The 14,318-nt window shown below is 43.3% G+C and carries 12 protein-coding genes and 1 riboswitch; of the genes, 11 read left to right on the top strand and 1 reads right to left on the bottom strand.

Features of this window, described 5'->3' with window-relative positions; translation table 11 throughout:
* Nucleotides 1–595 precede the first annotated feature (595 nt).
* The 8 genes from D0463_RS15170 (at nucleotide 596) to D0463_RS15135 (ending at nucleotide 9,905) form a co-directional block, all read left to right on the top strand.
* Nucleotides 596–2,293, top strand: coding sequence for an AMP-binding protein (locus tag D0463_RS15170; RefSeq protein ID WP_117308225.1), 1,698 nt, complete (start codon nucleotides 596–598; stop codon nucleotides 2,291–2,293).
* A gap of 190 nt (nucleotides 2,294–2,483) precedes the next feature.
* Nucleotides 2,484–3,071 (top strand): fatty acid metabolism transcriptional regulator FadR, encoded by a 588-nt coding sequence (locus D0463_RS15165; RefSeq protein WP_117308224.1) that lies wholly within the window; start codon nucleotides 2,484–2,486, stop codon nucleotides 3,069–3,071.
* Between the two features lie 90 nt (nucleotides 3,072–3,161).
* Nucleotides 3,162–3,935, top strand: a complete 774-nt coding sequence (locus tag D0463_RS15160; RefSeq protein ID WP_117308223.1) for an enoyl-CoA hydratase — start codon at nucleotides 3,162–3,164, stop codon at nucleotides 3,933–3,935.
* Between the two features lie 118 nt (nucleotides 3,936–4,053).
* Nucleotides 4,054–4,827, top strand: a complete 774-nt coding sequence (locus D0463_RS15155; RefSeq protein WP_117308222.1) for an electron transfer flavoprotein subunit beta/FixA family protein — start codon at nucleotides 4,054–4,056, stop codon at nucleotides 4,825–4,827.
* A 72-nt stretch (nucleotides 4,828–4,899) separates the two neighbouring features.
* Entirely contained in the window at nucleotides 4,900–5,877 is a 978-nt protein-coding gene (locus D0463_RS15150) for an electron transfer flavoprotein subunit alpha/FixB family protein (protein WP_117308221.1), read from the top strand.
* A gap of 173 nt (nucleotides 5,878–6,050) precedes the next feature.
* Entirely contained in the window at nucleotides 6,051–6,365 is a 315-nt protein-coding gene (trxA, locus tag D0463_RS15145) for a thioredoxin (protein ID WP_117308220.1), read from the top strand.
* A gap of 193 nt (nucleotides 6,366–6,558) precedes the next feature.
* Complete coding sequence (gene uvrC, locus D0463_RS15140) at nucleotides 6,559–8,331, top strand: excinuclease ABC subunit UvrC (RefSeq protein WP_117308219.1); 1,773 nt, start codon at nucleotides 6,559–6,561, stop codon at nucleotides 8,329–8,331.
* A 70-nt stretch (nucleotides 8,332–8,401) separates the two neighbouring features.
* Nucleotides 8,402–8,579: riboswitch (Lysine riboswitch) on the top strand.
* Between the two features lie 93 nt (nucleotides 8,580–8,672).
* A complete protein-coding gene (locus tag D0463_RS15135; protein WP_117308218.1) occupies nucleotides 8,673–9,905 on the top strand; it encodes an aspartate kinase in 1,233 nt (410 codons plus the stop codon).
* 78 nt (nucleotides 9,906–9,983) lie between these two features.
* Here D0463_RS15135 and D0463_RS15130 read toward each other — a convergent pair whose 3' ends face one another.
* A complete protein-coding gene (locus tag D0463_RS15130; RefSeq protein WP_117308217.1) occupies nucleotides 9,984–10,442 on the bottom strand; it encodes a YslB family protein in 459 nt (152 codons plus the stop codon).
* A 364-nt stretch (nucleotides 10,443–10,806) separates the two neighbouring features.
* On the opposite strand from D0463_RS15130, the gene D0463_RS15125 reads away from it, so the two are divergent.
* The 3 genes from D0463_RS15125 to sdhB all read left to right on the top strand — a co-directional run bounded on the left by D0463_RS15125 (nucleotide 10,807) and on the right by sdhB (nucleotide 14,016).
* Nucleotides 10,807–11,415, top strand: a complete 609-nt coding sequence (locus D0463_RS15125; RefSeq protein WP_117308216.1) for a succinate dehydrogenase cytochrome b558 subunit — start codon at nucleotides 10,807–10,809, stop codon at nucleotides 11,413–11,415.
* A gap of 72 nt (nucleotides 11,416–11,487) precedes the next feature.
* Nucleotides 11,488–13,245 carry a succinate dehydrogenase flavoprotein subunit gene (gene sdhA, locus D0463_RS15120; protein WP_117308215.1) on the top strand — a complete coding sequence of 586 codons (1,758 nt, stop codon included), beginning with the start codon at nucleotides 11,488–11,490 and terminating at the stop codon, nucleotides 13,243–13,245.
* Between the two features lie 3 nt (nucleotides 13,246–13,248).
* Nucleotides 13,249–14,016 (top strand): succinate dehydrogenase iron-sulfur subunit, encoded by a 768-nt coding sequence (sdhB, locus tag D0463_RS15115; RefSeq protein WP_117308214.1) that lies wholly within the window; start codon nucleotides 13,249–13,251, stop codon nucleotides 14,014–14,016.
* The last annotated feature ends 302 nt before the right edge of the window (nucleotides 14,017–14,318 follow it).

Here is a 14,318-nt window from a genome sequence, read left to right as displayed (position 1 = left end):
ATATGAGCGATGCCCCGGATATATGAGCGATGATCCAAATATATGAGCGATGCCCCGGAAATATGAGCGATGATCCAAATATATGAGCGATGTCCCGGATATATGAGCGATGATTCAAATATATGAGCGATGATCCAAATATATGAGCGATGCTCCGGATATATGAGCGGTGTCCCGGATATATGAGCGATGTCCGGGAAATATGAGCGATGTCCGGGAAATATGAGCGATGCCCCGGATATATGAGCGATGATCCAAATATATGAGCGATGCCCGGGAAATATGAGCAATGATAGGAATAAATGAGCGATGCCCGTGAGATATGAGCGATGATCCAAATATATGAGCGATGCCCGGGAAATATGAGCAATGATCAAATATATGAACGGTGTCCCGAATATATGAGCAATGATTCAAATATATGAGCGGTACCCCGGATATATGAGCGATGATCCAAATATACGACCGATACCCGAAAATATGAGCGGCCATCTCAGGCCCTTCCGCTTATCTATATTTGTCACAGAAAGTTCGTTATATTATAATGTAATTGAAATGTTTGAATTTTTTTAAAATTGTTAAGGGGAGGGGTAAGATGAACAACAGACCATGGCAGGCATTATATCCTGCACAAATTCCGACAACTTTGTCTTATGAAGAGAAACCTTTGCAGTCTTTTTTGAAAGAGTCAAGCTTGGAGTTTCCGGATAGGGTGTCCATTCATTTTATGGGCAAGGAGCTAACTTTTAAAGAGGTGTATGAGTCTTCACTGAAGTTTGCGGCCTATTTGAAAGAGCTTGGCATAAAAAAAGGAGACAGGGTTGCGATCATGCTTCCGAACATACCACCGGCAGTCATCAGTTACTTTGGAATCTTAATGGCTGGTGGAATCGTCGTGCAGACGAATCCGACATACACGGAACGCGAGCTTGAATATCAGATGAAGGATTCAGGCGCAAAAGCTATTGTGACAATGGATCTTTTATTTCCACGGGTGACAAAAGTGGCCCCAACTACAGATATCGAGCACGTAATTGTAACCGCTATCAAAGATTATTTGCCATTTCCAAAAAACCTCATTTATCCATTTATACAGAAGAAGGAGTATGGCATTGTCGTAAATGTCGAGCATGAAGGAAACAACCACTTGCTAAAGGAAATATTGAAAAGTGATGTTCCGGAAGAAATAAATATACCGATAGATATTGAAAATGACTTGGCATTGCTGCAATATACGGGAGGAACAACCGGCTTTCCAAAAGGTGTTATGCTTAGCCACAAAAACCTCTTGGCGAATGCCCAAATGAGTGAAGCATGGCTCTATAAGTCGAGAAGAGGAGAAGAAAGCATTCTTGGGATTTTACCTTTCTTCCATGTTTATGGGATGACAACTGTAATGATCTCTGCGATTCTTCAAGCTCAAAAAATGATACTATTACCAAAGTTCGATCCCACTACCACTCTGAAAACGATACACAAACAGCGTCCAACCATATTCCCTGGAGCTCCAACGATCTATATCGGGTTGCTGAGCCATCCTGATCTTGCAAAATACGATCTATCATCGATTGACGCATGTGTCAGCGGATCTGCACCGCTTCCGGTTGAAATCCAGGAAAGATTCGAAAAGGCTACCGGAGGGAAATTGGTGGAAGGATACGGGCTTTCGGAGACATCTCCTGTTACGCACGCGAACTTTGTATGGGATGAGCCACGAGTAAAGGGAAGCATTGGTGTACCTTGGCCAGACACGGATGCTGCAATTTTATCATTGGAAACCGGAGAACCGGTCGAGAACGGTGAAATCGGGGAAATAGCGATAAAAGGACCTCAAGTCATGAAAGGATATTGGAATCGTCCAGAAGAGACAGAGGCAACCTTTAAAAATGGCTGGTTTTTAACTGGCGATCTTGGATATATGGATGAAAAAGGATTCTTTTATGTCGTAGATCGTAAAAAGGATACCATCATTGCAGGCGGATTCAACATTTACCCGAGAGAGATCGAAGAAGTGCTATATGAGCATGAAGCAATCCAAGAACTTGTCGTTGCGGGAGTGCCGGATCCATACCGCGGTGAAACGGTCAAGGCTTACATCGTCTTAAAAGAAGGCGCAACTGTCACGGAGGAAGAGCTAAATGAATTTGCCAGAAAGCATCTTGCTTCCTATAAGGTTCCAAGGAAATATGAATTCAGGGATGAACTTCCTAAAACAACGGTAGGTAAAATATTAAGAAGAGCTCTTGTCGAAGAAGAGACAAAGAAAATAGCCGACGAAGCCAAGCAAGCGTAACATTCGGAACCCTTTATTTTTTTAAACGGAAATAGGACAACCTGGATGATTTCCGGTAGAATAGTGATGGATGCTTTAAAAGATATTTTTCGTTAATGTTTATACAGTTTTTCTTGACAGCAAAGGGACAGCATTCTATGATGAGAATATGAATGATGATTCATTCATTTTCTCTGAAAGGGGAAGTCCTGTGAACAGAAACAAACCTAAATACAAACAAATCATTGATGCCGCCGTGATCGCCATCGCTGAAAACGGCTATCATCAAGCCCAGGTTTCCAAGATTGCCAAACAAGCCGGAGTGGCTGACGGAACCATATACCTTTATTTCAAAAACAAAGAGGATATCTTAATATCACTATTCCATGAGAAATTAGGGTATCTTGTTGAACAAATTGAAGAAGAAATTAAAGGAAAACCGAATGCAGCGGAGAAACTGTTAGTATTGATTAAAAGACATTTTCAAATACTTTCAGACGACTCTCATCTCGCGATTGTCACTCAGCTTGAATTGCGGCAGTCCAACAAAGAGCTAAGATTGCGCATTAATAGTGTTTTGCGTGGATATTTGAAACTCATTGACCATATTATCCTCGAAGGCAAAGAAAGCGGGGAGTTTTCCGCGGATCTCAATAACCGGCTGGCACGGCAAATGATTTTTGGCACCATTGATGAGACCGCAACAACCTGGGTTATGAATGAACAAAAGTATGCATTGCCGAAACTCGCGAATTCTGTACATCAGTTATTGATAGGCGGATGCGGCTGCAAAAAGTAATACTGGCAAGGGATGCGAGAGCATCCCTCCATATTACACCTATCTAGATAGCAAGCAGTTTTTTTATTATGATTAGAGGAAGGTGAGAAAATGGAATTCTTACGTTATTCAATTGAGAACGGAGTTGCTTTTGTTACCATTCAAAGACCACCTGCAAATGCCCTATCTTCATCTATTATTAAAGAATTGTCTTCCCTTTTTGACGAAATAGAAACGAATGAAGAGGTCAGGGTGGTTTTGCTGCACGGCGAGGGTAAATTCTTCTCCGCGGGAGCAGATATAAAGGAATTTACTACGGTTAACAGCGGCGAGGGCTTTTCAAGCTTAGCAACCGATGGACAGGAAACGTTCGAAAAAATTGAAAACTACCCCAAACCAGTTATCGCCGCCATACACGGAGCTGCGTTAGGCGGAGGATTAGAGCTTGCAATGGCTTGTCATATCCGGTTAGTGACCGAAAAAGCTAAACTTGGGCTTCCTGAATTGCAGCTCGGGCTCGTGCCTGGTTTTGCGGGGACACAGCGTCTGCCTCGTTATGTAGGAGCTGCAAAAGCAGCGGAAATGTTGTTTACGAGTGAACCGATTTCGGGTAAAGAGGCAGCAGAGTACGGGCTTGCCAACCATGCTTATGCAGAGGAAGATTTATGGCCGAAGGCAAAGGAACTGGCATTCAAGATTGCGAAAAAGAGTCCGATTGCCCTTAAAGCGGCTATTGAACTATTAAACTATACGAAACACGAGAATTATTATAAAGGTGTACAGAAAGAAGCGGAAAGCTTCGGAACTGTATTTGTATCTGAAGATGCAAAAGAAGGAATCAGCGCCTTCATTGAAAAAAGAGAGCCTGTTTTTAAAGGGAAGTAACCGTTCCTTATTAAATTGTATAAACAGACTGCCTTGGTCGGTTTCTGGATGACCGAGTGCATTCTTTTATTAATAATTATCACAATCTTCAAAACCTAATATACCGGGAGGGACTATCGTGAATATTTATGTAATCTTGAAAAGAACCTTTGATACAGAAGAGAAAATTACTCTTTCAAATGGCAAAATCAATGAAGATGGAGCAGAATTTATCATTAATCCTTACGACGAGTACGCTGTCGAGGAAGCGATTCAAGTACGCGATGCTCAGGGTGGGGAAGTAACCGTTGTCACGGTTGGCAATGAAGAAGCCGAAAAGCAGTTGCGCACAGCTTTGGCAATGGGTGCTGATAAGGCGGTTTTGATCAACACCGAAGATGACATCGAGAATGGCGATCAATTTACGACAGCCAAAATATTAGCTGAGTATCTGAAAGATAAAGAAGCTGATCTCATTATAGGTGGAAACGTTGCGATTGACGGCGGTTCTGGACAAGTTGGCCCACGTGTTGCCGAAATCTTGAATATCCCTTATATCACAACGATTACCAAGCTTGAAATAAACGGTGAAAATGTAAGCGTTACACGCGATGTTGAAGGAGACTCAGAAGTGATTGAAACTTCTCTTCCATTGCTTGTAACAGCCCAACAAGGGTTGAATGAGCCCAGATATCCTTCTTTACCTGGAATCATGAAAGCGAAGAAGAAGCCGCTTGAGGAATTGGAATTGGATGATTTAGATCTGGATGAAGATGATGTGGAAGCTAAAACAAAAACGGTTGAAGTTTTCCTTCCTCCTCAAAAAGAAGCCGGAAAAGTGCTAAGCGGTGAAATCAACGAGCAAGTGTCCGAGCTTGTACAATTGCTTCGCTCGGAAGCGAAAGTTATCTGATTAACGTTGGAAATTGAAGGCCAGCGTTTGTAAATAACATGATATCTAAAAATCAAGCAGGAGGTTTTTATAATGGCTAGAAAAGTTCTCGTATTGGGAGAAACACGTGACGGATCACTAAGAAACGTATCATTTGAAGCTATTGGAGCTGCCAAGCTTGCTGCTGAAGGCGGAGAAGTAGTAGGTGTCTTGGTAGGGGACAGTGTCAGTACACTCGGAAATGAATTGATCGCATACGGTGCTGACCGTGTCATCACTGTTGAAGATGAAAAATTAAAGCAATATACTTCTGATGGATATTCCCAAGCATTGCTTGCTGTAATTGACGCAGAAAGCCCAGAAGGAATTTTCTTCGGCCATACATCGCTAGGAAAAGACCTTGCGCCAAGAATTGCGAGCAAACTAAATTCTGGTCTTGTATCAGACGTTACTTCCATTGAAGAAGCTGGAGGAAACCTTGTATTTACGCGCCCGATCTATTCCGGGAAAGCATTTGAAAAGAAAATCGTGACAGAGGGCGTTGTATTTGCGACAATTCGTCCAAATAACATCGAGCCGCTTGCAAAAGACGAATCCCGTTCAGGCGATGTTTCTTCCTTATCAGTGGAAATCAAGGATCTGCGTACAATCATTAAAGATGTAGTCCGCAAAGCGAGCGAAGGTGTAGACCTTTCAGAAGCGAAAGTAATCGTAGCGGGCGGCCGCGGCGTGAAGAGCGAAGAAGGTTTTGAACCGTTAAAAGAGCTTGCCCAAGTCCTTGGCGGAGCCGTAGGGGCATCCCGTGGTGCGTGTGACGCTGACTATTGCGATTACTCTCTGCAAATCGGTCAGACAGGTAAAGTGGTTACTCCTGATCTTTATATTGCGGCCGGTATCTCAGGAGCAATCCAGCATTTAGCGGGTATGTCAAACTCTAAAATAATTGTTGCGATTAACAAAGACCCTGAAGCAAACATCTTTAAAGTGGCTGATTATGGAATCGTCGGGGACCTCTTCGAAGTTATTCCAATGCTAACTGAAGAATTCAAGAAGCTTAAGGTTAACGCGTAACAAAAAGAGAGTTTACTGAAGGCATTTGCCATTGGCAAATGCCTTCAGTTTAGACTGTATAGATCGTGTCATTTCGGGTATGTTAGCAATGAGCAAATAAATAGCGTGTTTGAAGATAACAATGATATACTGTGTGTAGTTTCAACATAGTACTTTTTAAGGAGGCTATAATTATGGCTATTGTAAATGCAACAGATCAATCCTTCACAAATGAAACAGGAGAAGGTCTTGTTCTTGCAGATTTCTGGGCTCCATGGTGCGGTCCTTGTAAAATGATTGCTCCCGTCCTTCAAGAACTAGATTCTGAAATGGGCGATAAAGTAAAGATTGTTAAAGTGGATGTTGATGAAAACCAGGAAACAGCTGGTAAGTTTGGCGTTATGAGCATTCCTACACTTCTTCTTTTCAAAAATGGCGAAGTAGTGGATAAAGTTGTCGGCTTCCAGCCGAAAGAAGCTCTTGCTGAATTGGTATCAAAACACGCTTAATACAATAAAAAAACTTCAAGCCTATGCTTGAAGTTTTTTTGTGCTTTCTTTTGAGACAAATAAGGAGACACTACCTTATGAACCGTAACAAATGAAGGCATTAAAGCGCGTTTTATAGTATATTTGAGTAGAGTATTTTCGCGAATTGAATTTCAATATAGATCATGGAGCTGATGGAGATTGGGGGAAGTACATGAATCAGCACATCAAAGATAAATTGACATTATTACCTGATCAACCCGGCTGCTATATTATGAAGGACCGCCAGGGAACGATCATTTACGTAGGAAAAGCTAAGATTTTAAAAAACCGGGTAAGATCCTATTTCACAGGCTCTCATGATGGAAAGACATTCAGGCTCGTCAATGAAATAGAGGATTTCGAATATATTGTGACTTCGTCGGACATGGAAGCGCTCATACTTGAGCTGAACCTGATCAAGAAGCACAGCCCAAAATACAATGTCATGCTTAAGGACGATAAAACCTATCCATTCATCAAGCTTACGGCGGAACGCCATCCACGCTTGATCACGACAAGGAAAGTGAAAAAAGATCGCGGTAAGTATTTTGGACCCTATCCGAACGTTCTGGCGGCCAATGAAACGAAAAAGCTGCTTGACCGGATATACCCTTTACGAAAATGCAATACACTCCCTGACCGCGTCTGCCTTTATTACCATCTCGGACAATGTCTGGCACCTTGTGTGTATGAGGTCGATGAACAAGAATATAAAAAAATGACCGATGACATCACCCGCTTTCTGAATGGCGGCTATAAGGATGTCAAAAAAGAATTGACGGAGAAAATGCATGCAGCGGCTGAAGAAATGGACTTTGAAAGAGCCAAAGAATTCCGCGACAAAATCACCAATATTGAAGTGACGATGGAAAAGCAAAAAATGACGACCAATGATTTTACGGACAGGGATGTATTCGGATTTGCGTTTGATAAGGGCTGGATGTGTGTACAGGTCTTTTTTATCAGGCAGGGGAAATTGATTGAACGCGATGTTTCCTTATTTCCGATCTACGATGAACCTGATCAGGAACTCCTGACCTATTTAGGCCAATTTTATTCAATGGTCAACCACTTTAAGCCGAAGGAGATTCTTCTTCCGGAATCGATTGATGCGGGACTTGCTGAAGGGTTGCTGCAGGTAAAAATAGTACATCCGAAAATAGGCCAGAAAAAGGAACTATTAAAACTGGCCAACAAAAATGCCAGCATCGCCCTTCAAGAAAAATTCGCCCTCATAGACCGCGATGAAGATCGGACCATCAAAGCTGTGGAAAGCCTTGGGCAACAACTCGGGATCTATACCCCGCATCGGATCGAAGCCTTTGATAATTCGAATATCCAAGGAACGAACCCGGTATCTGCGCTTGTCGTTTTTATCGACGGAAAAGCGGATAAGCGGGAGTACCGTAAATATAAAATAAAATCTGTACAAGGCCCTGATGATTATGAATCGATGCGAGAGGTCGTCAGAAGAAGGTATTCCCGAGTGTTGAAAGAAGGACTTCCGCTGCCCGATCTCATTATCATTGACGGAGGCAAAGGCCATGTCGAAGGTGTCAGGGACATTCTTGAAAATGAGCTTGGGCTGGATATCCCGCTTGCGGGGCTCGTCAAGGATGAGAAACACCGGACATCCCAGCTGATGATCGGCAATCCGCTGGAAATCGTTCCGCTTGACAGGAGGAGCCAAGAATTCTACTTGCTCCAAAGAATTCAGGATGAAGTGCATCGTTTCGCGATTACCTTTCATCGGCAAATCCGTGGAAAGAATGCTTTTCAATCCCTTCTTGATGATATTGAGGGAGTTGGGGAAAAGCGGAGGAAACAAGTACTGAAGCATTTCGGTTCTGTTAAAAAAATGAAAGAAGCAAGCGTGGAAGAGGTTATCCAGGCAGGCATACCAAAGAAAGTAGCGGAGGAAATTGTGAGAAGATTGCAGGAATGATGTTGCTCCTGAACTATTCCTGTGCTATAATCGATACTAATTTCATAACATTAAAACTTTACTGTTTTAAAGTGCTGATAGAGGTGCGAGATTCATTAGTAAGAACTTGGAGAAGTATGAGCTTCTTTGATGGGTTCCGAAAGGGGAAATCGCCGAAGCCAGACAGGACTCATACCTGTTTGCAGGCTGGTCTGCCATTAAATAAATGGCCGATTGTCAAGATTTTTTCTTGGAGAGCTATCTCACTGTGTCCGGCGTAAATGATTCTTACGTTAATCACAGCAATGAGATATTTCTCATTGCTTTTTTTATTGTAAAAAAATCAGAGAGGGTGCAGCATTTTGGGATTGATCATTCAGAAATTTGGCGGCACGTCAGTAGGAGATATTGACAGGATACATAATGTCGCTACAAGAGTCATTGAGGAAGTAAAGCAGGGAAATGAGGTTGTGGTTGTTGTATCGGCAATGGGCAAGACAACAGATAAACTGGTGGAAATGGCGAAGGAAATCTCTTCTGCTCCGAGCAAACGGGAAATGGATATGCTGCTGACGACAGGTGAGCAGATCACCATCGGACTGCTAACAATGGCATTGCTGCAAAAAGGCCATGAAGCCATTTCCTTCACAGGATGGCAGGCAGGAATCAAGACAGAACCTGTTCACGGGAATGCAAGAATCCTGGATATTGACACTTCAAGGATAAAAAAACAGCTAGAGCTTGGAAAGATTGTCGTTGTAGCTGGCTTTCAGGGGATGACAGAAGGCGGAGAAATCGCAACATTGGGCAGGGGTGGATCAGATACGACCGCTGTTGCTCTTGCGGCAGCATTAAATGCCGACCGCTGTGACATATATACCGATGTGACCGGTGTTTTTACAACCGATCCGCGCTACATCAAGGGGGCAAGAAAGCTTCAATCCGTCTCCTATGATGAAATGCTGGAGCTTGCCAATTTAGGGGCGGGAGTTCTGCATCCAAGGGCTGTAGAATTTGCGAAAAACTATCAAATTCCGCTTGAAGTGCGTTCAAGCATCGAAAAAGAAACGGGCACATTAATCGAGGAGGAAGCAACGATGGAACAAAACTTAATTGTCAGAGGCATTGCGTTTGAGGATGGAATTACAAGGGTAACCATCTTCGGGCTCCCGAGTACTCGCGGTACTTTGTCTGGTATTTTTACGTTACTCGCTAAAAATCATATAAATGTAGATATCATTATCCAGAGCATCACGGAAGAACAAACTACTAACCTATCCTATTCAATTAAAACGGTTGACCTTGAAGATACACTGAATGTCCTCGAAAAGAGCAAGGACACTCTTGGATTTGACAGAGTGGAAACGGAAAGTGGGCTTGCGAAGGTTTCCATTGTAGGATCCGGAATGGTATCCAATCCGGGAGTTGCGGCAGAAATGTTCGAAGTATTGGCTGACTCAGGGATGCAAATAAGGATGGTGAGCACCTCTGAAATCAAGGTGTCAACAGTGATTAACGCGGAGCATATGGTTAAAGCGGTAGAAGCACTTCACGTCGCTTTTAATCTTGACGAAAGGGCAGCTGTCAAAGCGTAAGACAGTCTAACGGCCGGTCCCCCACAACTAATCGCAATAACATAAGTTGTGAAGGGGTCTGGCATTGATAAACATGTATTAAACGTATGAGTCCTTTTTATCCCATTTAACTGTGAAGATGACCTTTTTAGCACGGCGCTTAGGCTCTTCTATGGCTTCTGTTAGAAGTTTCTTTTGAAGGCTAATTTGTTCTGCGATAAATCCCGCTTCAAGCTGGAAGTGGCAGTGTTCATTTACATCAAAACGTCTGGCAACGGTATCACCGTTCAGGACTAGCTCCATTTCATCTTTGGATTCCTTCAATACTTCAAGATGACCCCAGCCGGCACTTTGAAAGAAAGCAATGATTTCATCTTTTTCAGTAAGAGGAAATCTTCTCGCCATTCTTTTCCCAGCCCAATAGAGGATTTGAGGAGAATCCTTGCCGAGAATGTCATCCAGTAAAATTTCTCTCACTAGTTCATAGCCGAATGCGGGGATTTGGGATTGGTCATTTTCTTTTTTCTCTAGTAGTAAATCCGTAGTATCTTTTTTCATCGCTGTCCCCTTTCTCTGTACCTACATTATATACTTTTTTTGTAGGTTATCAGTATTTTTTTAATAAGATTATAGATATTTTAGAAATCACGATACATTATAGTGAAATATCTATAAATATAGTTAGAAACACAAGAGAAGGAAAGGCATTATTCTTTAACTTTAAATATTTTAAATATTTCTATTTTGGAAAAAGATTTGTGTATCCGTTTTCTTGACGCTTCTAAAAGTGAAGAGTAAAATGGACATGTCACATAATTGTAAGAAATGTAGAATCATATCTTTCTTTCTTTCAATTAAACAAACAGTAAATGAAATGTGATTTAACAGAAAGATGATGTAATTATTTAAGGGGGGGCACTTTGTGGCAGGAAATCGTGAGTTTGCCAATCGCAGACTGCATTCTTTACTGGGAGTCATTCCAGTTGGTCTGTTTTTGATCCAGCATCTGTTTGTCAACAGCTTCGCAACAAGAGGAGAAGAGTCGTTTAACAGCGCATCTGAATTTATGGGTGGGTTGCCAGCCCGTATCTGGCTTGAGATTTTTATTATTTATTTACCGTTAGCGTATCATGCTATTTACGGTGTCTATATCGCCTTTACAGCGAAAAATAATGTTGGCAGATATGGATATTTCCGAAACTGGATGTTCATGCTCCAGCGTGTGACTGGTATCATAACTTTCATTTTTGTGGTGTGGCATGTTTGGGAAACAAGAGTTCAGGCAGCATTTGGTGCTCATGTGGACTTTAATATGATGGAGAGTATCCTTTCCAGCCCGTTCATGCTGGCGTTCTACATCATCGGTGTCATTTCCACTACATTCCACTTTGCAAACGGGTTATGGTCATTCGCGGTAAGCTGGGGATTAACAGTTTCTCCGAAGTCACAAAGAATTTCTACATATGTAACAATAGTAGTCTTTGTTGTACTTTCTTACGTGGGAGTCAGCGCTATTCTAGCATTCGTTTAATGAAAAAATAGAGATGATATTTTTCGAAGCTTGCGAAGGCTTTGAGATTGGATTAAGAGGGAGTGAGCAAGGTTGAGTAAAGGTAAAATTATCGTCGTCGGCGGTGGTTTGGCCGGCTTAATGGCTACCATCAAAGCGGCAGAGGCTGGACAACAGGTTGATTTATTTTCATTGGTTCCGGTAAAACGTTCTCACTCTGTTTGTGCTCAGGGCGGAATTAACGGAGCGGTTAATACAAAAGGTGAAGGCGATTCACCATATATCCACTTTGATGATACGATTTATGGAGGGGACTTCCTCGCTAACCAGCCTCCTGTTCAGGCAATGTGCGAGGCGGCACCATCCATTATTCATATGTTTGACCGTATGGGGGTTATGTTCAACCGTACGCCGGAGGGTCTGCTTGATTTCCGCCGCTTCGGGGGGACGCAGCACCACCGTACAGCATTTGCCGGAGCGACAACAGGACAGCAGCTTTTATACGCGTTGGACGAGCAAGTCCGCCGTTATGAAGTGGCAGGGCTTGTAACGAAATACGAAGGCTGGGAATTCCTTGGCGCGGTCATAGATGATGAAGAGATTTGCCGCGGGATCGTTGGACAAAACTTGACTTCGATGGAAATTAAATCGTTCCCTGGTGACGCTGTGATCATGGCAAGCGGCGGACCTGGAATCATTTTTGGGAAATCTACGAATTCCATCATTAACACAGGTTCAGCAGCATCCATCGTTTATCAGCAAGGAGTACACTATGCGAACGGTGAATTCATCCAAATCCATCCGACTGCATTGCCTGGCGACGACAAACTCCGCTTAATGAGTGAATCCGCCCGTGGTGAAGGTGGACGTGTCTGGACATATAAAGACGGAAAGCCTTGGTACTTCCTTGAAGAGAAGTATCCAGCGTATGGTAATCTTGTACCGCGTGATATCGCTACACGTGAAATTTTCGATGTTTGCGTAAGCCAAAAGCTTGGCATCAATGGCGAAAACATGGTTTACCTTGACCTTTCCCATAAAGATCCGAAAGAGCTTGATATTAAACTTGGCGGCATTATTGAAATCTATGAAAAATTCATGGGCGATGATCCTCGCAAAGTTCCGATGAAAATCTTCCCTGCTGTTCACTATTCAATGGGCGGCCTTTGGGTCGATTATGACCAGATGACTAATATCAAAGGGTTATTTGCAGCCGGTGAAGCTGATTATTCTCAGCACGGTGCAAACCGATTAGGCGCTAACTCGCTTCTTTCTGCTATATACGGCGGTATGGTGGCTGGGCCTAATGCTGTTAAGTATATTAACGGCTTGGAGAAAACCTCGGATGCAGTTTCTTCCACTGTTTATGACAATCACGCAAAACAGCAAGAAGAAAAATGGAATCACATCATGAACTTGAATGGTACAGAAAACGCGTACGTTCTCCACAAAGAATTAGGAGAATGGATGACAGATAACGTGACAGTAGTACGTTATAATGACAAGCTTCTTCAAACAGATCAGAAAATTCAGGAGCTGCTGGAACGTTATCAAAACATCAATATTAACGATACGGCTAAGTGGAGCAATCAGGGAGCGACCTTCACGAGACAGCTTCAAAATATGCTACAACTGGCACGAGTGATTACAATCGGTGCTTATAATCGTAACGAAAGCCGCGGGGCTCACTATAAACCGGAATTCCCGGACCGTAATGATGAAGAGTTCATGAAGACTACGATGGCTACGTTTACAGGACACAACACTGCACCTGCGTTCCACTACGAAGAGATTGATGTATCACTTATTCAACCTCGTAAACGTGATTATTCAAAGAAAAAGGGGGAGTAAGGAATGGCTGAGACTATGACTAAAACAGTACGTTTTGTAATTACCCGGCAAGATACACCTGAGTCAGCCCCTTATACAGAGGAATTCGAATTAGCGTACCGTCCAAATATGAATGTGATTTCCGCGTTGATGGAAATTCGCCGTAACCCTGTTACTGTGAATGGCCAGGAAACAACACCAATTACATGGGATATGAACTGTTTGGAAGAAGTCTGCGGCGCTTGCTCCATGGTCATTAACGGGAAGCCGAGACAATCATGTACAGCGCTAGTCGACAAATTGGAGCAGCCAATCCGGCTTGAGCCAATGCGTACATTCCCTGTGGTCCGTGACCTTCAGGTAGATCGCAGCCGGATGTTCGATTCATTAAAGAAAGTAAAAGCCTGGATTCCGATCGACGGCACATACAATCTTGGGCCAGGACCTCGTATGCCGGAAAAAAAGCGTCAATGGGCATATGAATTGTCCAAATGCATGACTTGTGGTGTTTGTCTAGAAGCTTGTCCGAACGTAAACAGCGATTCCGATTTCATCGGACCTGCTCCACTTTCACAGGTGCGTCTATTCAATGCCCATCCAACCGGGGAAATGAACAAGGCCGAACGCTTGAACACAATCATGGGTGATGGAGGACTTGCCAACTGCGGGAATTCCCAAAACTGTGTGCAGTCTTGCCCGAAAGGCATTCCATTAACAACATCGATCGCAGCACTAAACCGCGACACCACACTTCAATCCTTCCGTAACTTCTTCGGAAGCGACCAGGTGTAAAGAAAAGCGGAAGCGCCTTGCAAGTAAGGAAGAACGACTAAGACCGCCACATCGTTATGTCTTCGTCGTTCTGACCCACATCGTGTGGGCCTCCGACAAGCATAAGCCACCCCTTGCAGGATGGCCAGTCAAGGAACATCAGCTAAAAACCGTCACGTCCTGTGACGAACGCTGACGTCACCACTTCCTGTGGAAGCCCGGAAAGGGGCAGGAAGAACACCTGCCTCTTATGACCTCGAGGCCGACTAAAACCGCCACGTCCTTATGTCTTCGTCGGCACTAGCACGTCCTGTGCGTCGGGG

The organism is Bacillus sp. V59.32b, from assembly GCF_003429085.1.
Taxonomy (GTDB): Bacteria; Bacillota; Bacilli; order Bacillales; family DSM-1321; genus Peribacillus.
Note: the sequence above shows the minus strand (reverse complement) of the source record. Positions and strands in the feature narration are given on the sequence as shown.